The sequence below is a fragment of the Aquitalea denitrificans genome, from assembly GCF_009856625.1.
GTDB lineage: Bacteria > Pseudomonadota > Gammaproteobacteria > Burkholderiales > Chromobacteriaceae > Aquitalea > Aquitalea denitrificans.
This window is the reverse complement of the sequence record NZ_CP047241.1, coordinates 2,311,036-2,332,959: the sequence shown is the minus strand read 5'-3', so window position 1 is coordinate 2,332,959 and position 21,924 is coordinate 2,311,036. Positions and strand designations below refer to the sequence as shown.

The following is a 21,924-nucleotide window of genomic DNA, read 5'->3' as shown; positions in this document are numbered from 1 at the left end:
TGAGCAAGGTTTGATTGGCAATGGCCCGGCATGAACTGCCGGGCTTTTTCATGTCGATGACAGGGCGGGAGTGAATTCTGAATGCTTATTTTGCAAAGCCTACGGGAAATACTTCCGATAATTATAGTAATCGGAAAAAATATGCATTCGACTGTAATTAAATAATGTAATACGTAAAAAATGTATTGCGAGTGTGATACACTGATTGAATTCAATTCGGAGTGAGGCTGTGATGGCGGCTGATATTTACTCGCGCATCAGGCAGGTGGCGTTTGATCTGGTCGGTGAAGGCGTGTGGCCCACAGTGGTGGAGGTGCGCTCCCGCCTGGGGACGGGCTCCAACACTACCATCAACAACACCTTGAAAGAGTGGCGGCAGGAATTTTTATCGCGCATGGCCAGTTCCTCGCGCCATCCAGATTGGCCGGCAGGCCTGGTTGATGCTTTTGGCATGATATGGCAGAAGTCCTGCGAGGCGGCAGAGCAGCAGTGGGAAGCCATGCGCAGCGAAGCGGCTGCCCAGGTGGCGGCTGCCGAAGAGGATAAAACCACTTTGCAGGCTCGGCTGGATGGGGTGGAGTCCGCATTGCAATCTGCCTTGCGTGAACTCGAGCTGCGCGCACTGCATCAGCAGGAGCTGGAAAGTAAGCTGCAGGCCGCCGAGCAGCGCCAAGCACTGCTTGATGCCAACTGTCTTGGTCTGAATGAGCAGCTGGAGCAAGGGCGGCAATCTTTGCAGCAGTTGCGACGCGAGGCTGATCAGCGTGTGGCCGAGTTGGAGTTGCGCCACGATCAGCGTCTGCTAGAGGCGCGTCAGGAGGCTGAGCGGCGTGAAACGCTGGCCTATGAGCGTCTGGAAGGCTTGCGTGTTCGCCTGTACGAGCAGGTGGAGGAGGAGCGTCAAGCCATGAAGCTGGCCACAACGTCGCTGCAGGAAGAGCTGCAGGCAGTGCGTCAGCAGGCCATTCGGACTGAGCAGCAGTGGCGTGAGCGGCTGGCCGAGCGCGACCGGGAGTCCGGCAAGCAGGCCGCTAGGCTGGAGATGCTGGAGCAGCGGAATGTTGAGCTGCAGCAGACGTCTGAGCGCCAGGCCGTACTTGGCGAGCAGGCTAGTGCGCGGCTACTGGATATGGCGGGGGAAAATGCGCGGCTGGCAAGTGAAATGTCGGCTGGGCTTGAGCGGCAGCTGGTACGGCTGGCCGCGGCCATGCACGATGCCAGGCAGGACTTGCTGGTGCTGGATGAGGCCGGTATGCGAGAGTGGGTCAGTCGCCAGTTGCAGCTGCCCTTGAGTTAAGGGTGAGTGGCCAGAAAAAACGGATGCAATGCATCCGTTTTTTGTACTGCTAGCTTGTCATTGCTCAGAACAGATGCGGCAAGGCATTGCAGATTTGCTCCAGGTAGCGGGCGTCGATGGTGTCGAACTGCTCGAGACTGCTGGAGTCGACGTCAAGCACGGCTACAACTTCGCCACTGGCATTGTGAATGGGTACGACAATTTCCGAGCGAGCGCTGGACGAGCAGGCGATATGGCCGGGAAAAGCATCGACATCCGGTACTACCAGGGTCTGGTTTTGTGCCCAGGCGCTGCCGCATACACCCTTGCCGTGCGGGATGCGGGTGCAGGCAATCGGCCCCTGAAACGGTCCGAGTACCAGTTGTGTGTTTTTCACCAGGTAGAAGCCGGTCCACAGCCAGTCAAAGGTGCTGTGCAGTGCTGCGGCCAGGTTGGCCAGTGCGGCGATCTGATCGTCTTCGTGTTGTACCAGTGCCAGGGCCTGCGGTAGCAGGGTCTGGTATTTTTCTTCTTTGCTTTCGCCCTGAATGGTCAAATGTTCAGCCATGTCTTGCTCTGATGTGTAATTCAAGGCCGTCAGCATAGCAGAATGCTGGCCATGAAAAGTGGCAATGAAAAACCCGGCTATTAACCGGGTTTTTTGTCCGTACCTGCGGTCCGGCATTACATCATGTGCTGGCCGCCGTTGATGGCCAGGTTGGCCCCGGTCATGAAGCCGGCTACATCAGATGCCAGGTAGTTGATCAGGCCGGCAATTTCTTCCGGCTTGCCCAGGCGGCCTACCGGAATGTTGGCGATGATCTTGTTGCGTACTTCTTCCGGCACGGCCATCACCATGTCGGTAGCGATATAGCCAGGCGAGATGGTATTGACGGTGACGCCCTTGCGTGCCACTTCCTGGGCCAGGGCCATAGTGAAGCCGTGCATGCCGGCCTTGGCGGCAGAGTAGTTGGTTTGGCCAAACTGGCCTTTCTGGCCATTGATGGAGGAGATGTTGATGATGCGGCCAAAGCCACGCTCCACCATGCCGTCCAGAACCGGCTTCACCATATTGAATAGCGAGTCCAGATTGGTCTTGATGACGGCGTCCCAGTCATCCTTGGTTTGTTTCTTGAAAGTGCCATCGCGGGTAATGCCGGCATTGTTCACCAGTACGTCCACGGCACCCACTTCAGCTTGCGCCTTGGCCAGCATGTCGGCGCAGGCGGCGGTGTCGGTGACGTCACACTGATAGGCGTGGATGTCGTTAAAGCCCATGCCCTTCATATCGGCAAGCCATGCCTGTTCCTTGCCCGGCTTGCTGTAGGTGGTGATGACGGTGTGGCCCGATTCTGCCAGGGCCTTGCAGATGGCGGTGCCAATGCCGCCCATGCCTCCGGTTACGAGTGCGATGCGTTTTGTCATGATGCTGGCTCCTTGTCTTTGTTGGTGCGAAAGTCGCTGGTCTTGGTCTGGTCTGACTTTTTCTTACCAGAATATGAGTCCGACAAGGAATTGTAAACAGCTTGGATGACAAAACATTTTATGCTGATTGATTTAACAATTCATTACTTAAACGTTGAAGTAAATCCAGTCTTTGCGATGATATTTTTCCATCTGCAGTGGCCTGCTTGATGGCGCAGTCCGGTTCCTTGCGGTGCGTGCAGTTGTGAAAGCGGCATTGCCCGATCAGTGGCCGCATTTCCGGGAAGTAATGTAGCAAATCGCTGGCCTGCAGATGCTTGAGGCCAAACTCCTGCAGGCCGGGGGAGTCGATCAGGTCGCTGCCGTCTGATAGTTCTGTCAGGTGGTACAGGGTGGCGTGCGTGGTGGTGTGGCGGCCGGAATCCAGTGCTTCGGAAATGTCACCGATGCGTGCGTTGGCTTCGGGCAGCAGGGCGTTGGTCAGGGTGGACTTGCCCATGCCAGATTGACCGACAAATACGCAGGTTTCGCCATCCAGCAGCGGCAATAGCGGGCTCATGTCCTGCTTGGCCGACAGGGTGATCATCTTGTAGCCCAGTGCGGCATAGGGCTGCAGCTTGCTGATGAGTGCCGTGGTTTCCGGCAGGTCGGCCTTGTTGATCAGGATGACCGGATCGATATCGGCGGCTTCTGCGGCAATCAGGCAGCGATTCAGCAATTCTTCGCTGGGGCTGGGTACGGCGGCAATCACGAACAGAATGCGACTGACATTGGCCGCAATCACCTTGGTTTTCCATTCATCCTGCCGATAGAGCAGGCTGCTGCGTGGCAGACTTTCCTCGATGACGGCCTGCTCCTTGTTCTGGATCAGGATTTCCACCCGGTCGCCACAGGCAAAGTCCACGCGCTTGCCGCGGGTGGAGCAGCCGTAGGTTTGGCCTTCGGCCTCAACGATAAAGCGGCGGCCATGGCTGCGGATGATCTGTCCGATGGCTGCTCTCATGCGCGTCCTTGCAGTGCTTCGGTTTTGGCCGCGCAAATGAAGTCGTTAAGGGTAAGCCCACCGGCATCATGGGTACTGAAGTGAACGACGACACGGTTGTAATGCACCGACAGGTCGGGATGGTGGTCTTCCTGATGGGCAATCCATGCCAGTGCATTCACAAAGGCCATGGTCTGGTAGTAGTCGGCAAAACGGAAGGTCTTGCACAGCTCGATACCCTGGATGTCCCAGTCGGGCAGTTTGGCCAGGAATTGGCTGGTGGTGTTGGCGTCCAGCGGACTCAGGCCGTGGGCGGTTTCGCAGTGCAGTTCGAGCAGATTCATGTGCTGGCTCCTTTCAGGTGGGCGATGCGCAGGCTCGCCGGAGGGTGGGAGTCGTAAAAGGCAGAGTGCAATGGGTCCGGTGTCAGCGTGGATGCATTGTCACGATAGAGTTTTACCAGGGCGGTAACCAGATGCTCTGCATCGGCCTGGTCGGCGGCAAAGGCATCGGCCTCGTATTCGTGACGGCGCGACATCAGGCTGGACAGCGGAGTCAGCGGGAAGGTAAAGGCTGGCACCGCCATGAAGAATAGGATCAAGGCCATGGCGGTGCTGGGCGTATTGACGCCGAGTGCAGCATAAAACCAGTCGGCATGCAGCAGTTGGCCCAGGATAAACAAAAAGCCCAGCGACAGGGCAAAGGCAAAGCTGATGCGCTTGACGATGTGTTTGCGCTTGAAATGGCCCAGTTCGTGAGCCAGTACGGCTTCAATTTCTTCCGCGCCCAGTTGTTTGAGCAGGGTGTCGAAAAACACGATGCGCTTGGCACTGCCAAAGCCGGTGAAATAGGCATTGCCGTGGCTGGAGCGGCGTGAGCCATCCATCACGAACACGCCTTGGCTGGTAAAGCCGGTACGGGCAAGCAAGGCCTCAATGCGCTGCTTGAGTTCCAGGTCCTCCAGCGGGCTGAAACGGTTGAATAGCGGTGCAATCAGCGTTGGGTAAAGTGCCACCATCAACAACTGGAACACCGACCATACCAGCCATACCCACAGCCACCACAGCGGTCCGGCCTGCGCCATCAGCCACAGTACCAGTGCTAGCAATGGCAGGCCGATGGCAGCGCCAATCGCGCTGCCTTTGAGTAGATCGACAACAAACATGCCCAGCGTCATCTTGTTGAAGCCGTAGCGTGCTTCGATGCGGAAAGTGCTATACAGCGAAATAGGCAGGCTGATGGCGGAGCTGATGATGGTAACGGCTACGACCAGCAGCAGGCCGCTGGCGATGGGACCGGAATGTAGTTGCGCAATATAGCCTGCCAGCCATTCCAGGGCCCCACCCATGGTCAGGGTCAGGATCAGGCTGGTATCGATGATGGACGACAACAGGCCCAGACGGGTCTTGGCCATGCTGTAGTCGGCAGCGTGCTGGTGCTGCTGCAAGGTGATGGCATCAGCAAATTCAACAGGTACATGGCGGCGGTGTGCGGCAATGTGGCGGATGTGGCGCAAGCCCAGCCACAGCTTGAGAACAAGGGTGGTAGCCAGTGCGGCCAGAAACAGAATGCGGAATGCCTCAGTCATGATTTACGCAGGTGGGTTTGCCGCAAGTGCAGCAATGAAGGAAAATACGCGGATTCGTAAAGATTGGACAGTATGGCACAAGATCAGAACAACCTCATCTGGCTCGACATGGAAATGACCGGGCTGAACCCTGAAACCGACCGCATCATCGAAGTGGCGATGATTGTGACCGACAGTCAGCTCAATATCCTGGCGCAGTCGCCGGTGCTGGTAATCCACCAGCCGGACAGCGTGCTGGATGCCATGGACGACTGGAACAAGAACACCCACGGCAAGAGCGGCCTGATTGACAAGGTGAAAGCTTCGACCCTGAGCGAGGCGGAAGCCGAAGCCAGCCTGCTGGCCTTCATGGCCGAGCATGTGCCGGCGCGTACCACGCCGATGTGTGGCAACACCATTCATCAGGACCGTCGCTTTATGGTGCGCTGGATGCCGGCGCTGGAAGAGTACTTCCACTACCGTAACTTGGACGTCTCCACCTTGAAGGAGCTGTGCAAACGCTGGAAGCCAGAGGTGGCGCGCGGTGTGGTGAAGCGTGGCAAGCACGAGGCGCTGGCGGATATTGAAGAGTCCATCGAAGAATTGAAATATTACCGCGAGCACTTCATCAAGTTGTGATGTAGCGCTGTTGCTACAGATGGTAGTATGCAGGTTGCAAGGGGACGCGAGTCCCCTTTTTCTTGGTGCATGCGCCCGTGCTGGCGTGTGCAGACTTGCCGGATTGAATCCCCATTTTTGATTGCAGCCATTTCATTATCATGTTTGACGACAGCAAAGCCGGTATCAACCACAGCCCGGTATGGGCCCGACTCCACCAGCATCAGCGCGCCACCCGCTTCATGCAGATGCGCGAACTGTTTCAGGCTGATCCACAGCGCTTCGAGCGCTTTTCCCTGCAGCTGGGTGGCCTGCTGCTGGATTATTCGAAAAACCGCATCACCGAGCGCACGTTGGAGCTGCTGATCGACCTGGCGCATGAGGCGGATCTGCCCGTCTGGATGCAGCGCATGCGTAGCGGCGAGCGCATTAATGTCAGTGAGAAACGGGCGGTGCTGCATACGGCATTGCGCTTGCCTGCAACGGCGACATTGCCGCTGGATGGCGAAGACGTGGTGCCGGCAGTACATGATGTGTTGCGGCGCATGCAAGCATTTACCGACAAGGTACGCAGCGGACAATGGCTGGGCTATACCGGCAAGCCCATCCGCAATGTAGTGAATCTGGGGATAGGCGGTTCCGACCTGGGGCCGCTGGTGGTGCAGGAAGCCATGTCGGCCTATGCCCACCCGGATCTGGCCGTACATTTTGTTTCCAATGTTGATGGCCAGCATATCGCCCGCACGCTGGAGAGGCTTGATCCTGCCGCTACGCTGTTCGTGATTGCATCCAAATCGTTTACCACTCCGGAAACCCTGCTCAATGCTGCAGCGGCCAAGGCCTGGTTTCTGCAAGCTGGCAGTCAGGCTGATGTCGCGCGCCATTTTGTTGCGGTGTCGACCAATGCGCCGGCTGTTGCGGCCTTCGGTATTGATACCGAGCACATGTTCGGCTTCTGGGATTGGGTGGGTGGGCGTTACTCGGTGTGGTCGGCTATCGGCCTGCCGGTGATGCTGGCGGTAGGGTATGACAATTTCCGCCAGTTTCTGGATGGCGGGCATGCCATGGATGAGCACTTCTTCAGTGCGCCGTTGCAGCAGAACATGCCGGTGCTGCTGGCGCTGATCGGTGTCTGGTACAACACCTTCTATCAGGCGCATACCCACGCCATCATGCCTTACGATCACGGCCTGCGCCGCTTGCCGGCGCATATCCAGCAGCTGGACATGGAGTCCAATGGCAAGCGGGTGGGGCGCTTTGGCGAGCCGCTGGATTTCGACACCGGCCCGGTAATCTGGGGTGAAGAAGGTGCCAACAGCCAGCATGCCTTTTTCCAGCTGCTGCATCAGGGGACCCGGCTGGTGCCTTGTGACTTTATCGTGCCGATGAACGGCCATTACGGACTGGAACAACAACACCGCGTGCTGGTGGCCAACTGCTTTGCCCAGGCCGAGGCGCTGATGCGCGGTAAGAGCGAAGCCGAAGTCATGGCCGAACTGCCGATGCTATCCGGCGAAGAGCTGGACATGCTGTTGCCGCAAAAACTGTTTCCTGGCAATCAACCTTCCAATACCATTGCGCTGGACAAGGTGACACCCTATACCCTGGGCATGCTGATGGCGTTGTACGAGCACAAGGTATTCGTGCAGGGGGTGATCTGGGGCATCAATTCCTTTGATCAATGGGGTGTCGAGTACGGCAAGCAACTGGCGCGGCGCATCCTGCCGGAGTTGGATGCGGCAGCCGATGCCTCGGCTGCACATGATAGTTCCACGTTGGGCTTGATCCGCCATTTCAGGAAAACACATGAATGAACAATTGACTGTGCTGGCGTCCCGGCTGGGAGAGCAGCTGTTGCAGCGGGGCGAGACCATTGCTACGGCAGAGTCCTGCACTGGCGGCATGATTGCTGCAGCTCTGACCGATATTGCGGGTAGCTCGGCCTGGTTTGGCTATGGCATGGTCAGCTACAGCAATCAGGCCAAGCAGGATCTGCTGGGTGTAAGTGCTGTTACGCTGGAGGCCCATGGCGCAGTCAGCGAAGCGGTGGTGCGGGAAATGGTGGCGGGTGCGCGTGAACGTGCCGCAGCAGATTGGGCTGTGGCAGTGTCCGGTATTGCCGGGCCGGGTGGTGGTTCTGCAGCCAAGCCGGTGGGTACGGTATGGCTGGCCATTGCCGGACCTGGTGGTGCGGGCAGGGTGTTTGTCCGTTGCTTTTCGGGTGACCGCGCAGCGGTGCGCTTGCAAACCGTGCAGGTGGCACTGACCGCTGTGCTGGATGCAATGGATGCCCAGCCCTTGCGCGCTTGAGAGCTGCGGGCAAAATGCAAAAGGGAGCCAGTGGCTCCCTTTTTACATTCAGCAGCAGTGCTACTGCTGGCGCAACCAGTCGCTGGTGTGACGTATCAGCTGATAGGCAACGGACAGCTGGGCCGGTATGGCGGGCAAGGTGTCGATGTGATACCAGCCGGCATCTTCGATCTCGCCTGGCTGAGGGCGGATGTCCCCGCCATCGTACTCGGCGGTAAAGGCCAGCATCAGCGAGTGCGGGAAGGGCCAGGATTGCGAGCAGACATAGCGCAGATTTCTCACGCGCACACCTACTTCTTCCAGGGTTTCGCGATGCACGCATTGTTCCACGGTTTCCCCCGGCTCGACAAAACCGGCCAGTGCACTGTACACGCCCGGCAGAAAGTGGGGACTGCGTGCCAGCAGTAATTCCTTACCGCGGTAGACTGCCACCATCATGGCTGGTGATAGGCGCGGGTAGTATAGCTGACCACAAGCAGGGCAGCTTTTGCCCTGGTCGTGGCCGTGCTGTTGCAAGGGGCTGGCGCAATGGCCGCAAAAACGGTGCGTGTGCTGAAACTGACGTAGCTGGGCAGCACGGGCGATACCTGCGGTTTGCTCTGGTGGTAGTGCCATCAGGGCTGCGCGCAAGGGCAGCCATTCGCCATCTGCCGGTGCCGGGCCGATCAGATCTGCTGCGTACAGGTTGTAGCCTTGCTGCTGGTCGATGAACAGGCGATTGGCCAGCGGCCAGTGGCGGGCGGCATCCGTCGGCAGGGCCTGGTTTTGCAGTAGCAGGCGCGGCCCGTCGAAAATACACCAGCGGGTCGGAAGATCGGGGTTGAAGTGTTCTGGCAGTTCGAGCGGCATGATCGGGCTTTGGAGAGCTAAGCCGCCAGTGTAGCCGCAGCGCCGTAACATTGTCTGCTGTCAGACCTGGGGTCGGGGTAAAAATTTGCGGCAAACAAGCGGGCAGGCCGGGCTGGCTGATGCAGATCAAGCCCGGTTCCAGGCTTCAGTCGCGCTGGTCATGCATCCAGCAGGCGCTTTGGCGGCGTACCACTTCGGACAGAGAGCTGCTGTCGCGATACACATCGCGCAGCCACTGACTGTCCGACTGTCGCTTGAGTGTACGCTCGCGCAGTGCGGCCAGTTCTGCCTCGCAACCCAGTGCAGTGGCGTGTGCCTGTAGGCTGCCCAGGGTTGCCAGCAGATCGTCCTGCACGCTGGTCTGCTGAGCGGCGCTACCATCCACCAGTACGCCATCAAAGCCGAAGCGGCAGGCCTGGAAGCGGTTGTAGCTGTAGGTCAGGTAGCGCTCCGGACGGATGTCCTGCCATTCATCTTCAAGGCAGCGGCGGGCCAGCATCTGGGCGTAGGCGGCCAGCAGGGTGGGCGTGACGATGTCCAGCGGGGTGTCGCAGATGCGGACTTCTACCGTGCCGTATTCAGGTTTGGGGCGGATGTCCCAGTAAAAATCCTTCATGCTGGCGACGATGCCCAGTCGTGCCATGTCCTGAAAGTAATCGTTGAACTGGTCCCAGTTTTCCACCCCGGGCATGCAGCCGGACAGCGGGAAGGCATTGACGCTGGTCAGGCGGGAAGTCTGGAATAGCGTGTCCATGCCCTGATAGAAGGGGGATGACGCGGACAGGGCAATGAAGTGGGGAATGTAACGCGCCAGATAATGACTCAGGCGGATGGCGCTGTCGCCGTCCGGGCAGCCGATGTGAATGTGCTGGCCGTAGACGGTGAACTGCTTGGCCAGGTAGCCGTACAGCTCGGAAACCAGTTGATAGCGAGCTTTGGGGTAGATCTGTTGCTCGCTCCAATGCTGGAAGGGGTGGGAGCCGCCACCTGCCAGACCGAGGTTCAGCTTCTCTGCGCTGTTTACCAGCAACTGGCGGATGGCCTGCAGCTCCTGCAGCATGCTGGCGCTGCCCTGGTGGATGGCGGTGCCGATTTCAATCATGCCCTGGGTAATTTCCGGCTTGATGTCGTAGCCGTGGGTTTGGCGGTCTACCAGCAGTAGCAAGTCGTCCGAGCCGCGGGTCAGGTTGTAGTCGCGGCGGTTGACAATCATCAGCTCCAGTTCCACGCCCAGGGTCAGCGGGGTACTGTTATTGAATTCCAGCATGTCATTGCTCCTTGCAGATGTCGCCGGTCTGTTGCAGGGCTAGGCGGCACAGCCAGGGCCCGGCCAGCTCGCTGATTAACAGAACTGCCATCATGCTGGCGGCAGCACTGCCAGCCTGCGTACCCAGCGCCAGAGCGCTCATGCTGAGCAGCATGGCGCTGCCGCCTGATAAGGGATTGAGCGCCAGTCCCAGCCACAGGCCACGACGACGGGTGAGGCAGTTGGCCGGTGCCAGCAGAAACCAGAACAGCATGGCAATGGCGCTGCGCAACAGCAGATAGCCCAGTGTCAGTGGCCAGTGGCTTGCCAGTGCCTGCGGTTGCAGCCAGGCACCGGCTGCCACGAAAAAGGCGACAAAGAAAAAGTGGCTGCCCGCCAGCAAGCCTGGTTCGCTCACGCTTTCGCCACCCCGCAGATTGCGGGTGGCAAGGCCGAAAACCAGCAAGGCCAGTGCGGGCAGGGTGTTCAGCATGCCGGCCAGCCCGACCAGCAGGGCGATCAAGCCGAATAGCAGCACGGTCTGCTGCTGACGCTGATGGCCCAGCCAATGGTTGAGGGCAATCGCCAGCAGTCCGGCCAGCAGTCCAAGCAAGCTGGAACCCAGAATTAGCCAGGCCGGGGTGAGCAGGCTGTCCTCCGGCGGATGATTGTTGAGCAGATGGGCCGAGCCCAGCGCAATGGCAAAGGCCAGTAGCGACAGCAGGCTGGATAGCGCTGTGGCAGTGGCCAGTCGGTCGCTGACCTGGCCCTCGGCCCGGCCTTCGCGCAGCATTTCCAGAATGACGATGGGCGAGGTGGCCATGCCGATGGCAGCCATCGCGGTGCTGCTTTGCCAGTCGAGCCCGGCATTGGATAGCAAGGTGCACAGCGCGGCAAATACCAGCAGGCAGTAAGCCAGGGTGCTTAGCAGCAGGGTGCGCTCCGCGCGCAGCCAGCGCAGGTCCACCCGACGGCCACTTTCAAACAGGGCCAGACCCAAGGCCAGGTTGACGAAGAGATCGGCGGCGCGCAGCAAGTCTTCATTCAGCACATGCAGGCTGGCCGGCCCGATGATCAGCCCGATCAGTACATAGCCGGTCATGGCCGGCAGCCGGGCAATGCGGTTGGCAATCTGGCCGCCAATAACACCCAAGGTTAGCAGGATGCCAAAGGCGGCAAGCGGGTTCAGTACAAGGTGCTGCCATGGAAAATGAGGCATGGGCGTCTCCGTGGTCTGTGAGTCGGGCCTGGGTGGGCAGGGGCAAGGCCGGGAGTGGCGCTGGACGATGAAGCCGTGTGGGTGCAGTAAAGCAGGGTCCGGTTAATCAGAGACTGCTGATTTAGCAGAAGGGTTCCGCGCTGGGGCCGATTTTCCTCTGCGAAGCGGGCAGCCAGCCGGGGTGGCTACCATGAAAAACGGCCCTTGCAGGGCCGTGGGATGGGAGGCGGTGGGTGTCAGCGCCGGCGCTGCTCTTGCCACAGCAGATGGCAACCCAGCAACACACCCATACCGCACAGCGCCAGTACATAGTGTGCAGGTGCCTGCGGATTGGTTTTCATCCACAGCGTAACCGCCATCGGTGTCAGGCCGCCGAAGATGGCATAGGACAGATTGTAGGAGAAGGACAGGCCGGTAAAGCGAACGGCGGGCGGGAAGGCGCGCACCATGACGTAGGGAACGGCACCGACAATCCCCACGCTAAGCCCTGCCAGTGCGTAGAGGGCATACAGCTGACTGCTGTCGATGGCGATTGTCGTATAGAAATGATGACTGCTTGCGCCCAGTAGCAGGCTGCCAAGAATGAAGGTAAGGCCGCTGCCCAGGCGGTCGATGATGCGGCCAGCCAGAATGCAGCCGACGATCAGGGCCAGTGTGGCCAGGCTGTTTGCTTTAAGGCTGGTAGCGGCGGCAATGCCGAACTGCTTTTGCAGATAGGCCGGTGTCATCAGGATGACCACCACAATGGCAGCGGACAGCAGCCAGGTGAGCAGCATGGAAACGACGACTGCATGCTGGTGTTGCTGCAGCACGGTCTTCAGCGGTAGTTCATCAGCCAGTGCCTTCTTGGCCTGCATTTCGGCAAAGACCGGGGTTTCCTCCAGCCACTGGCGCAAGTACATGGCGATCAGACCAAAGATGCCACCAATCAGGAAGGGAAGCCGCCACGCCCAGTTGGCAATCTGCATTGGGCTGAAACTGCTGTTGATCAGCGTGGCCAGCAGTGAGCCCAGCAGGATGCCGGCGGTCAGTCCTGCGGTGAGTGTGCCGCAGGCATAGCCGGTGTGGCGGGCAGGTACGTGCTCTGCCACGAACACCCAGGCACCCGGCACCTCGCCGCCAATGGCAGCACCCTGCAGGATGCGCAAGGCCAGCAGCGCCAGCGGGGCAGCAATGCCGATGCTGGCATAGGTGGGCAGCATGCCCATCAGCAGGGTGGGGACGGCCATCAGCACGATGGACAGGGTGAACATGCGCTTGCGTCCCAGCTTGTCGCCAAAGTGGGCCATGACAATGCCGCCCAGTGGGCGGGCCAGGTAACCGGCAGCAAAGATGCCGAAGGTTTGAAACTGGCGCAGCCAGTCCGGCATGTCAGGCGGAAAGAACTGCTGGCCAATGACCAGGGCAAAAAATACGAAGATGATGAAGTCGTAGAATTCGAGTGCGCCGCCCAGGGCGGCCAGGGCCAGGGTGCGGTAATCCTGGCGGGTGAGCGGGCGTGGGGCTGCCTGTCCAGCCTGGTTGTGGTGCGGGATCATGCGTGTTCTCTATGGTGGGTGAGCGGAGCGGCCGATCTGCGTCGGCGTGATGCATTTGCGAGTGCAAGTGGAGAATACGGGACAGGTGGTGGGCAAGGCAATGAGAATAGATGCCGCCAGGCAGCATCTAATTGCGCACTTTCAACTTCAAATTAAATAAAGTTTTTCCAGAGCAAGAAAAACTTCAGGATTGCTGTGTTTTTATGCTAAATGCGTGATTGCAGCTGAATCAGTGTGTCGGCGGCTTCCTGCATGATGCGGTCGAACAGTTGCTGCACGTCAGGAATGTCGTCGATCAGGCCTTGCACCTGGCCAATCAGTTGAACCCCCTTCTGGTGGTTGCCTTCTTCGATGGCCAGGCGGATGGATTCGGTGGCCGCACCAAACAAGGCCAGCTGGCGCAGCTCTTGCGGCTTTTTCAGCATGCCGCCCAGCGCCACTTTCAGCACAGGCATGCCCATCTTGCGGGCTACGCTACTGGCTTTCCACGCAGCCGCCAGCAAATTCATCGGTTTGCGGCTGGCTGCGCGTGCGGCGGGTGAGTCCATCATGCGGCACCATAGACCATCGAAGTTGCGCGAATACAGCGTGTCGCCCACGCCGCGCTGGCGGATCATCTCCTTGCTGGTGGTGTGTACCGGGCTTTCCTGCGTCATCGCCAGGCGGCTGCCCATGGCGATGGCATCGGCGCCGAGCGCCAGTGCCGCCATCAGCCCGGCACCGCTGCCAAAGCCGCCGGCGGCAATAATGGGCAGGCTGCTTGCTTTGCGGATGGCCGGGATCAGCACCAGCGAAGTAACTTCTCCTCCGTGCGCTGCGGCTTCATGACCGGTGACCAGCAAGCCGTCCACGCCGGATTTTTCTGCCGAGATGGCGTGCTTTTCCGTCACCACGGTGGCAATCACCTTGCCGCCATAGGCATGGGCACGCTGGACGATCCAGTCGCCCTTGCCCAGTGAGAAGTTGATGATGGGGACTTGTTCTTCCAGTGCCACTTCACAGTTCTCCCGCGCGCCGGGCATCATCAGCGTGCAGCCGATGCCAAAAGGCTTGTCGGTAAGTTCGCGGATGCGGCGGATGGCACTGCGTGTCATCTCCGGGCTGAGCGGGCCGGTGGCCAGAATGCCCAGACCGCCGGCATTGGCAGTGGCTGCCACCAGTTCCGGGGTGGCGATATAGCTCATGCCGGGGCAGGCTAGCGGGAGTTGAATGCCAAATGTTGCAGTAAATCGGGTTTGCATGATGATGGCCGCCGGGTGGTTTACACTATGGCGCTATTGTTCAGGCTTTTTTCGAAAAATTCAAACGGTTGTTTGATTATGTATATGGTATTGATTGGCTGGCTCTACGTGGGGCTGATGCTCGCCGTGGCGCAAAACAGCCTGTGGGCAACGTTTTCCATTTTGTTCTTTATGGGATTTCTGCCCACCTTGTTTATTGCAAGAATGACACGCCGCAAGCTGCGAAAGCGGCAGGAATTGGCGCGCGAGCAGGAAAATGCGGGCAAGATGCTTGAGTGAGGTGGCTTGGCGGTGCTAAAATCCTGCGTCCTCTGCATTGGGCAGGGGAAACACTACGCACATCCGTGCCAAAGGGTGCCGTCAATACAAAGCGACGGTTGTCTGCGCGGATGGAGGCTTAACCCTTTAAGGAGTTTTTGCATGTCCACCAACGTTACCATGCGTCAAATGCTTGAGGCCGGCGTTCACTTCGGCCACCAAACCCGTTTCTGGAACCCGAAGATGGCTCAGTACATCTTTGGCAGCCGCAACAAGATTCACATCATCAACCTGGAAAAGACTCTGCCGCTGTTTATCGGCGCCCAGGAATATGTGCGTCGTCTGGCTGCCAACAAGGGCACCGTAATGTTTGTTGGTACCAAGCGTCAGGCGCGTGAGATCGTCCGTGAAGAAGCTGCCCGCGCTGGCATGCCGTTTGTTGATCACCGCTGGCTCGGCGGCATGCTGACCAACTACAAGACCGTGAAGCAGTCCATCAAGCGTCTTGAAGAGAAGCGTGCCATCCTGGAAGGCGCTGACATGGGTTACAACAAGAAAGAACTGTTGGACCTGCAACGTGAAGTTGACAAGCTGGAGCGCTCGCTGGGCGGTATCAAGGATATGAAGGGCCTGCCGGATGCCATCTTCGTTATCGACACTGGCTACCAGAAAGGTACCATTGTTGAAGCCAAGAAACTGGGTATTCCGGTAATCGGCGTTGTTGATACCAACAACTCGCCGGATGGCATCGACTACGTGGTTCCGGGTAACGACGACTCCAGCCGTGCCATCCGCCTGTACGCTCGCGGCATCGCCGACGCCGTACTGGAAGGCCGCGCTCAGTCGCTGCAAGAAGTCGTAGCCGCCGCTGAATCGGCCCAGGCTGAGTAAGCAGACTCGAAAGAGGGGCGAAAGCCCCTTTTTTGAGACCTGACTACCCTTACATATCGAATACAGGAGTTACAAGATGGCGGAAATCACCGCAAAAATGGTTTCGGATCTGCGCGCTGCCACCGGTCTGGGCATGATGGAATGCAAGAAGGCTCTGGTTGAAGCTGAAGGCGACGCAGCCAAGGCTGAAGAAATCCTGCGCATCAAGTCTGGCAACAAGGCTTCCAAGATGGCTGGCCGTCTGGCTGCCGAAGGTATCATCGGTTCTTACGTGGCCGGCGGCGTTGGTGCCCTGGTTGAAGTGAACTGCGAAACCGACTTTGTTGCCAAGGACCCGACCTTCCTGGCGCTGGCTGCTGCTGCTGCCCAGGCTGCTGCAACTGCCAACCCGGCTGATGTTGAAGCCCTGTCCGCCGTGGAAGTGGATGGCGTGTCTGTTGAAGAAATCCGCAAGGCTGCCATCGCCAAGCTGGGCGAGAACATGACCATCCGTCGTTTCGTGCGTTACGAAACCGCCGGTAACATCGCTACCTACCTGCACGGTGCCAAGATCGGCGTGATCGTTGACCTGAAGGGTGACGAAGCGCTGGGTCGCGATATCGCCATGCACATCGCTGCTTCCAAGCCGATCTGTGTTTCCAAGGATCAGGTTCCGGCCGAAACCCTGGAACAAGAACGCAAGATCTACACCGCTCAGGCTGCCGAATCCGGCAAGCCGGCCGATATCGTCGCCAAGATGGTAGAAGGCCGCGTCAACAAGTTCCTGGCTGAAGTGACCCTGGTTGGTCAGCCCTTCGTCAAGAATCCGGACGTGACTGTAGAAAAACTGCTGGCTGAAAAATCTGCTTCCGTAAACGCATTCGCCATGTTCGTTGTTGGCGAAGGCATCGAGAAGAAGGTTGTGGACTATGCTGCTGAAGTGGCTGCCGCTGCCAAGCTGTAAGTCTGACAAGACTGTATGATCAAACGGCACCCTGCCTGCAGGGTGCCGTTTTGCAAACTGAATGCCCCAAAACACCCAACTCGAGGTTACCATGAGCCAAGCTCCTTCCTTTAAACGCATTCTGCTCAAGCTGTCCGGTGAGGCCCTGATGGGCGACGATAACTACGGCATCAACCGCTCGACCATCGAGCAGATTGTTGGTCAGATCAAGGAAGTGGTAGAGCTGGGCGTGCAAGTGGGTATCGTGATCGGTGGCGGTAACATCTTCCGTGGCGTTTCCAGTGCTGCCAGTGGCATGGATCGTGCCACTGCCGACTACATGGGCATGATGGCCACCGTGATGAATGCGTTGGCGCTCAAGGATGCCATGGGCAAGGTAGGTGTAGTGGCACGGGTGCAGTCTGCACTCACCATGCAGCAGATTGCCGAGCCCTATGTGCGTGGCAAGGCCATGCAATACCTGGAAGAGGGTAAGGTGGTAATTTTTGGTGCCGGCACCGGTAACCCCTTCTTTACCACCGACACTGCCGCTGCGCTGCGCGGCATGGAAATGAATGTCGACATCATGCTCAAGGCCACCAAGGTGGATGGCGTGTACACTGACGACCCGAAGAAAAATCCTGATGCCGTGCGCTACCAGACCCTGACCTTTGATGAGGCCATTGGTCGCAATCTCAAGGTAATGGATGCCACCGCCTTTGCGCTGTGCCGTGACCAGCACCTGAATATCAAGGTGTTCAGCATCTTCAAGCAGGGCGCGCTCAAGCGCGTAGTGCTTGGCGAAGACGAAGGCACGCTGGTACACTGCTGAGCTTGACGAATACCAAGGGGCGGAAACGGCTGGAAGCCGCTTTCCGCCTTGTTTTTCAAAGTACCGATTTTTGGAGCAAGCATGATTAATGAAGTCAAGAAATCCGCCGAGCAGAAGATGACCAAGTCTCTGGAGGCGTTCAAGACCGACCTGACCAAAGTACGTACGGGTCGCGCCCATACCGGCATTCTTGATCATGTCATGGTCGACTACTACGGTAGCGACGTGCCGGTTAATCAGGTAGCCAATGTCAGCCTGATCGATGCCCGCACCATTGGCGTGCAGCCTTGGGAAAAAAATATGGCCGCCAAGATCGAAAAAGCCATCCGCGATTCTGATCTGGGCCTGAACCCGGCATCCATGGGTGAGATCATCCGCGTACCGATGCCGATGCTGACCGAAGAACGCCGTCGTGACCTGATCAAGGTGGTGAAGGGCGAAGCCGAAGGTGCCCGCGTTGCCGTGCGCAATATCCGCCGTGATGCCAACAACGAATTCAAGAATCTGATCAAGGACAAGGCCATTACCGAGGACGAAGAGCGTCGCGGTCAGGATGACATCCAGAAAATGACCGACAAGTTCATCGCCGAGATCGACAAGGCGCTGGCCGGCAAAGAAGCAGACCTGATGGCGGTATAAAGGAAATAGCCTTGTTTGGAAGCTCCACCAAGGACGTGCCGGAGGTGCGCTGCGTACCCCGGCACATCGCCATCATCATGGATGGCAATGGCCGCTGGGCCAAAAAGCGTTTCCTGCCGCGGGTGGCTGGGCACAAGAAGGGCCTGGATACCGTCCGTGAAATCGTCACCGCCTGCAAGGAAATGGGGGTGGAGCACCTGACGCTGTTTGCCTTCTCCACCGAAAACTGGCGGCGTCCGCCGGATGAGGTGACTTTCCTGATGGATCTGTTTCTCCGTGCGCTGGAAGGCGAAGTCAGCAAGCTGCATGCCAACAACATCCGCCTGCGGGTGTTGGGCACGCGCGAGCGCTTCAGTCCGGCATTGGCCGAGCGCATTCAGGCGGCGGAAGACAAGACGGCAGGCAATGATGGCCTGGTGCTCAGCATCGCGGCAGATTATGGCGGCCGCTGGGACGTGCTCAATGCGGTCAATGGCCTGATTGCCGATGGCGTCAGCGAAATCACCGAAGAAAACCTGGCCGCGCGCTTGTCCACGCACTGGGCGCCGGAGCCGGATCTGTTCATTCGCACCGGTGGTGAGCAGCGCATCAGCAATTTTTTGCTGTGGCAGCTGGCTTACTCCGAACTGTACTTCACTGATCTGTTGTGGCCGGATTTTGACCGCAGTGCGCTAGAAGCGGCCCTGCAGTCTTACCGCGAACGTGAGCGCCGTTTCGGGCGCACCAGCGAACAGCTGCCCGTCCAGCAGCGCAGAAACTGACCCCTCATGCTCAAAACCCGCATTCTGACTGCTCTGGTATTGCTGCCGCTGATGCTGGCCGCCTTGTTTCTGTTTCCGGCAACGGCCTGGGCTGGCTTTTCCTGGCTGATCATCCTGCTGGCCCTGTGGGAGTATTCCCGCATGACCGGGCTGCAAGGCGTGGTGCGCTGGGGCTATCTGGCCGCCACAAGCGCCTTCGCCGCCATTTCCTGGCAACAGGGCTGGCAGATGCCGCTGGCGGCGCATGTGCTGTCGCTGCTGTTCTGGCTGCTGGTCATGCCCTTGTGGCTGGCTAAGCGCTGGACGGTGAAGTCGCCCGTGCTAGCTGCACTGTTGGGGTGGGTGTTGATGCTGCCGGCCTGGTACGGTTTTCTGGAATGGCGCTCGCAGGCAGACGTCAGCCACGCGCAGACCCTGCTGGCCGTGATGGGTTTGGTGTGGGTGGCTGATGTGACCGCCTATTTCTCCGGTAAGGCCTTTGGCAAGCATAAGCTGGCTCCTTCCATCAGTCCGGGGAAAAGCTGGGAAGGCGTGTATGGTGCCCTGGTGGGCGTGGCGATCTATGTCGTCATCGTCACCCGGCTGGGCTGGATTTCCGTTGGTCTGCCGGTATGGGCGCTGGTGCTGCTGGCGCTGCCATTGACTGCGGTCAGCGTATGTGGGGATTTGCTGGAATCCTGGTTCAAGCGCGCCTCCGGCATCAAGGACAGCAGCAAGCTGTTGCCGGGCCATGGCGGTGTTTATGATCGAATCGATAGTCTCATTGCCGTTCTGGCAGTCAGCAATGCGCTGCGCGTGCTGGGCGGGCTGTAAGCTCATCTCATGAAACCTCAAGGCATTGCAGTTCTTGGGGCAACCGGCAGCATCGGCGTCAATACGCTGGATGTGGTTGCCCGTCATCCTGACCGTTACCGGGTAGTGGCACTCAGCGGTCATCGTCAGGTGGATCGCCTGTTCGAGCAGGCGTGTCGTTTTCGTCCTCTTTATGTCGTGGTGGCCGATGCCGCTGCCGCCAATACCCTGCAGGGCCGTCTGCGTGAGCAGGGGCTGGCAACCGAGGTGCTGCACGGCGCGGTAGCGCTGGAGCGCGTGGCCGCCTTGCCCGAGGTGGATGTCGTCATGGCAGCAATTGTCGGGGCTGCCGGCTTGCCGTCTGCGATGGCTGCTGCACGCGCTGGCAAGAAAATACTGCTGGCCAACAAGGAATCGCTGGTGGTGGCGGGTCGCCTGTTCATGGAGGCGGTGCGCGAGCATGGTGCCACCCTGTTGCCGGTGGATAGCGAGCACAACGCCATTTTCCAGTCCTTGCCGCATGACTATGCCGGTAATCTCGACGCATCCGGCATCCGCAAGATCATTCTTACCGCTTCCGGCGGCCCCTTCCGTCAGCATAGCGCCGAGGCTTTGCTGCAGGTCACGCCGGATGATGCATGTCGCCATCCCAATTGGGTGATGGGGCGCAAGATTTCTGTTGATTCTGCCAGCCTGATGAACAAGGGTCTGGAAGTGATCGAGGCGCATTGGCTGTTTTCTGCGCCTCCCGAGCGCATCGACGTGGTGGTGCATCCGCAAAGTGTCATCCATTCCATGGTGCAATACCGCGATGGCTCGGTGATGGCGCAGCTGGGTTCTCCCGATATGCGTACGCCGATTGCTTGTGCACTGGCCTGGCCGGAACGTATCGAAGCCGGGGTAAATTCACTGGATTTCTTTAGTATGGGCTCGCTTACGTTCGAGCAGCCCGATCTGGTCCGTTTCCCCTGTCTTGGTCTCGCTTTCTCCTCGCTGCGCAGTGGTGGCGATGCCCCTGCGGTGCTCAATGCGGCCAATGAAGTGGCGGTGGCGGCCTTCCTGGAAGGGCGCTTGCGCTTTGTCGATATTGCCGGGGTGGTTGAAGCCACGCTGGCTGGTGTCAGCCTGTCGGCCAGTGTGTCGCTGGCTGATTTGCTGGACAAGGATGGTGAAGCGCGTCGCTTTGCCATGAACAAGGTGGGTTCATGCTGACATTCCTGGCATTCCTGGTGGCCATTGGTGTGCTGGTCACGTTTCACGAGCTGGGTCATTACTGGGTGGCTCGCCTGTGCGGAGTAAAGGTGCTGCGCTTTTCGGTAGGTTTTGGTGCGCCGCTATATACCTTCCGTCGTGGTGATACCGAGTGGGCCATCAGCCCGATTCCGTTGGGCGGCTATGTGCGCATGCTGGATGAGCGCGAGATGGAAGTGGCACCCGAAGAGCGCCATCTGGCTTTCAATACCCAGTCGGTATACAAGCGCATGGCCATTGTGGCGGCCGGTCCGCTGGCCAATCTGGTACTGGCTGTGCTGTTTTACTGGGTTGTGATCGCTGGTGGTGTCACACAGTTGCTGCCGCAAATCGGCACGGTGATTACCCCCAGTCTGGCCGCTACTGCCGGCTTCCAGCCGGGCGACCGCGTGCTGTCGGTCAATGGACAGAAAGTGGATGACTGGCAAGGCCTGCGACTGGCGCTGGTGGATGCGGTAGGCAGTGGCGATGTGCCGCTGCGGCTGCAAGTCAAAACCGTGCAGTCGGCCACGGTGCTGCGTAGCATCGATCCGGCCCAGGCGGATGAGGACAGTCTCAAGGCGTTGGAACAGGGCAATCCCGGCTTCATGCCCATGCGCTATCTGCCGGCCATTGGCGGTGTCGAGGAGGGCGGCGTAGCAGCCCACGCCGGCCTTAAGGCAGGTGATAAGCTGATTTCTGTCGATGGTAAGCCGTTGGCCAGCTGGGATGCCTGGGTGAGGCTGATTCACGAAAGTCCGGGCAAGGAGTTGCTGATCCGTATCGAGCGTGATGGCAAGGCGCTGGATGTAAAGCTGCGTCCGGCTACGGTGGCGGATGGTGATGTGATGATAGGCCGCATTGGCGCAGCCCCGCTGCCGGATGCCGCCTGGATGAAGCAATTGGCCTTTGTGCACCGGCCTGCCGTGGCCGAGGCGGGTGTCGAAGCCCTGCGCAAGATGAGCGATACCGCCTGGATGAGCTTGAAGTTCCTGGGCCGCATGGTGATTGGTCAGGCGTCGCTGGACAATTTGTCCGGACCGCTGACTATTGCCAGCATCGCCGGTCAGACCGCGCGTGAGGGCTGGAGTCCCTACCTGGAATTCCTGGCGCTGATCAGCGTCAGCATCGGGGTGCTTAATCTGTTGCCAATACCTGTGCTGGATGGTGGGCACTTAATGTATTATGTCGCGGAGCTGGTTAAAGGCCGCCCGCTAAGCGAGCGCGCGCAACTGTTTGGACAGAAGATCGGATTCATCCTGCTGGCGTCACTGATGCTGTTTGCCGTGCTGAACGATATCAGCCGCCTTTTTGGGGGTTAAAACAAA

General features: G+C 59.0%; 22 protein-coding genes and 1 pseudogene. 13 read left to right on the top strand and 10 right to left on the bottom strand.

The genetic code is table 11. From position 1 onward, the window contains the following. Positions 1-232: 232 nt before the first annotated feature. Positions 233-1,297 (top strand): DNA-binding protein, encoded by a 1,065-nt coding sequence (locus tag GSR16_RS10580; protein ID WP_159877180.1) that lies wholly within the window; start codon positions 233-235, stop codon positions 1,295-1,297. Positions 1,298-1,361: 64 nt separating this feature from the next. On the opposite strand, the gene GSR16_RS10575 is transcribed toward GSR16_RS10580, so the two are convergent. The 5 genes from GSR16_RS10575 to GSR16_RS10555 form a co-directional block, all read right to left on the bottom strand. Then, positions 1,362-1,844: a GAF domain-containing protein gene (locus tag GSR16_RS10575; protein ID WP_159877178.1), complete on the bottom strand. Its 483-nt coding sequence runs from the start codon at positions 1,842-1,844 to the stop codon at positions 1,362-1,364. A gap of 116 nt (positions 1,845-1,960) precedes the next feature. Beyond that, positions 1,961-2,701 (bottom strand): acetoacetyl-CoA reductase, encoded by a 741-nt coding sequence (gene phbB / locus GSR16_RS10570; RefSeq protein WP_159877176.1) that lies wholly within the window; start codon positions 2,699-2,701, stop codon positions 1,961-1,963. Positions 2,702-2,819: 118 nt separating this feature from the next. After that, positions 2,820-3,704 (bottom strand): ribosome small subunit-dependent GTPase A, encoded by an 885-nt coding sequence (rsgA, locus tag GSR16_RS10565; RefSeq protein WP_159877174.1) that lies wholly within the window; start codon positions 3,702-3,704, stop codon positions 2,820-2,822. Then, a complete protein-coding gene (locus GSR16_RS10560) occupies positions 3,701-4,027 on the bottom strand; it encodes a 4a-hydroxytetrahydrobiopterin dehydratase (RefSeq protein WP_159877172.1) in 327 nt (108 codons plus the stop codon). Before GSR16_RS10560 ends, rsgA begins: the two co-directional genes overlap by 4 nt. Next, a complete protein-coding gene (locus GSR16_RS10555; protein ID WP_159877170.1) occupies positions 4,024-5,271 on the bottom strand; it encodes a M48 family metallopeptidase in 1,248 nt (415 codons plus the stop codon). Before GSR16_RS10555 ends, GSR16_RS10560 begins: the two co-directional genes overlap by 4 nt. A gap of 72 nt (positions 5,272-5,343) precedes the next feature. Between GSR16_RS10555 and orn the strand changes: the two genes are divergently transcribed. The 3 genes from orn to GSR16_RS10540 all read left to right on the top strand — a co-directional run bounded on the left by orn (position 5,344) and on the right by GSR16_RS10540 (position 8,178). Then, the gene (orn, locus tag GSR16_RS10550) at positions 5,344-5,889 is read left to right on the top strand and encodes an oligoribonuclease (protein WP_159877168.1); all 546 of its coding nucleotides are present in this window, start codon (positions 5,344-5,346) and stop codon (positions 5,887-5,889) included. Between the two features lie 140 nt (positions 5,890-6,029). Beyond that, on the top strand, positions 6,030-7,682 hold the full coding sequence (gene pgi / locus GSR16_RS10545) for a glucose-6-phosphate isomerase (RefSeq protein WP_159877166.1): 1,653 nt from the start codon (positions 6,030-6,032) through the stop codon (positions 7,680-7,682). Next, complete coding sequence (locus GSR16_RS10540) at positions 7,675-8,178, top strand: CinA family protein (RefSeq protein WP_159877164.1); 504 nt, start codon at positions 7,675-7,677, stop codon at positions 8,176-8,178. The genes pgi and GSR16_RS10540 overlap by 8 nt, the downstream gene beginning before the upstream one ends. A gap of 60 nt (positions 8,179-8,238) precedes the next feature. On the opposite strand, the gene nudC is transcribed toward GSR16_RS10540, so the two are convergent. The 5 genes and pseudogenes from nudC to GSR16_RS10515 all read right to left on the bottom strand — a co-directional run. Continuing rightward, positions 8,239-9,027, bottom strand: a complete 789-nt coding sequence (nudC, locus tag GSR16_RS10535; RefSeq protein WP_159877162.1) for an NAD(+) diphosphatase — start codon at positions 9,025-9,027, stop codon at positions 8,239-8,241. 145 nt (positions 9,028-9,172) lie between these two features. Then, positions 9,173-10,294: a YbdK family carboxylate-amine ligase gene (locus GSR16_RS10530; protein WP_159877160.1), complete on the bottom strand. Its 1,122-nt coding sequence runs from the start codon at positions 10,292-10,294 to the stop codon at positions 9,173-9,175. A 1-nt stretch (position 10,295) separates the two neighbouring features. After that, the gene (locus GSR16_RS10525; protein ID WP_159877158.1) at positions 10,296-11,492 is read right to left on the bottom strand and encodes a cation:proton antiporter; all 1,197 of its coding nucleotides are present in this window, start codon (positions 11,490-11,492) and stop codon (positions 10,296-10,298) included. Positions 11,493-11,728: 236 nt separating this feature from the next. Further along, on the bottom strand, positions 11,729-13,030 hold the full coding sequence (locus tag GSR16_RS10520; protein ID WP_159877156.1) for an MFS transporter: 1,302 nt from the start codon (positions 13,028-13,030) through the stop codon (positions 11,729-11,731). A gap of 206 nt (positions 13,031-13,236) precedes the next feature. Continuing rightward, positions 13,237-14,286: pseudogene (locus tag GSR16_RS10515) on the bottom strand (NAD(P)H-dependent flavin oxidoreductase); the annotation flags it as partial. 12 nt (positions 14,287-14,298) lie between these two features. Here GSR16_RS10515 and GSR16_RS10510 point away from each other — a divergent pair. From GSR16_RS10510 to rseP, 9 genes are all read left to right on the top strand, one after another. Further along, a complete protein-coding gene (locus GSR16_RS10510; protein ID WP_240902458.1) occupies positions 14,299-14,550 on the top strand; it encodes a hypothetical protein in 252 nt (83 codons plus the stop codon). A 141-nt stretch (positions 14,551-14,691) separates the two neighbouring features. After that, positions 14,692-15,420 (top strand): 30S ribosomal protein S2, encoded by a 729-nt coding sequence (rpsB, locus tag GSR16_RS10505; RefSeq protein WP_159877154.1) that lies wholly within the window; start codon positions 14,692-14,694, stop codon positions 15,418-15,420. Positions 15,421-15,496: 76 nt separating this feature from the next. Next, complete coding sequence (tsf, locus tag GSR16_RS10500) at positions 15,497-16,363, top strand: translation elongation factor Ts (RefSeq protein ID WP_159877152.1); 867 nt, start codon at positions 15,497-15,499, stop codon at positions 16,361-16,363. Between the two features lie 91 nt (positions 16,364-16,454). Beyond that, positions 16,455-17,174 carry a UMP kinase gene (gene pyrH / locus GSR16_RS10495; RefSeq protein WP_159877151.1) on the top strand — a complete coding sequence of 240 codons (720 nt, stop codon included), beginning with the start codon at positions 16,455-16,457 and terminating at the stop codon, positions 17,172-17,174. An 81-nt stretch (positions 17,175-17,255) separates the two neighbouring features. Next, the gene (gene frr / locus GSR16_RS10490) at positions 17,256-17,813 is read left to right on the top strand and encodes a ribosome recycling factor (RefSeq protein WP_159877149.1); all 558 of its coding nucleotides are present in this window, start codon (positions 17,256-17,258) and stop codon (positions 17,811-17,813) included. Between the two features lie 77 nt (positions 17,814-17,890). After that, positions 17,891-18,574 carry a polyprenyl diphosphate synthase gene (uppS, locus tag GSR16_RS10485; protein WP_240902663.1) on the top strand — a complete coding sequence of 228 codons (684 nt, stop codon included), beginning with the start codon at positions 17,891-17,893 and terminating at the stop codon, positions 18,572-18,574. Positions 18,575-18,580: 6 nt separating this feature from the next. Further along, positions 18,581-19,387, top strand: coding sequence for a phosphatidate cytidylyltransferase (locus tag GSR16_RS10480; RefSeq protein WP_159877147.1), 807 nt, complete (start codon positions 18,581-18,583; stop codon positions 19,385-19,387). A 9-nt stretch (positions 19,388-19,396) separates the two neighbouring features. Beyond that, entirely contained in the window at positions 19,397-20,578 is a 1,182-nt protein-coding gene (ispC, locus tag GSR16_RS10475; protein WP_159877145.1) for a 1-deoxy-D-xylulose-5-phosphate reductoisomerase, read from the top strand. After that, the gene (gene rseP / locus GSR16_RS10470) at positions 20,572-21,918 is read left to right on the top strand and encodes an RIP metalloprotease RseP (protein WP_159877143.1); all 1,347 of its coding nucleotides are present in this window, start codon (positions 20,572-20,574) and stop codon (positions 21,916-21,918) included. The genes ispC and rseP overlap by 7 nt, the downstream gene beginning before the upstream one ends. Positions 21,919-21,924 lie beyond the last annotated feature (6 nt).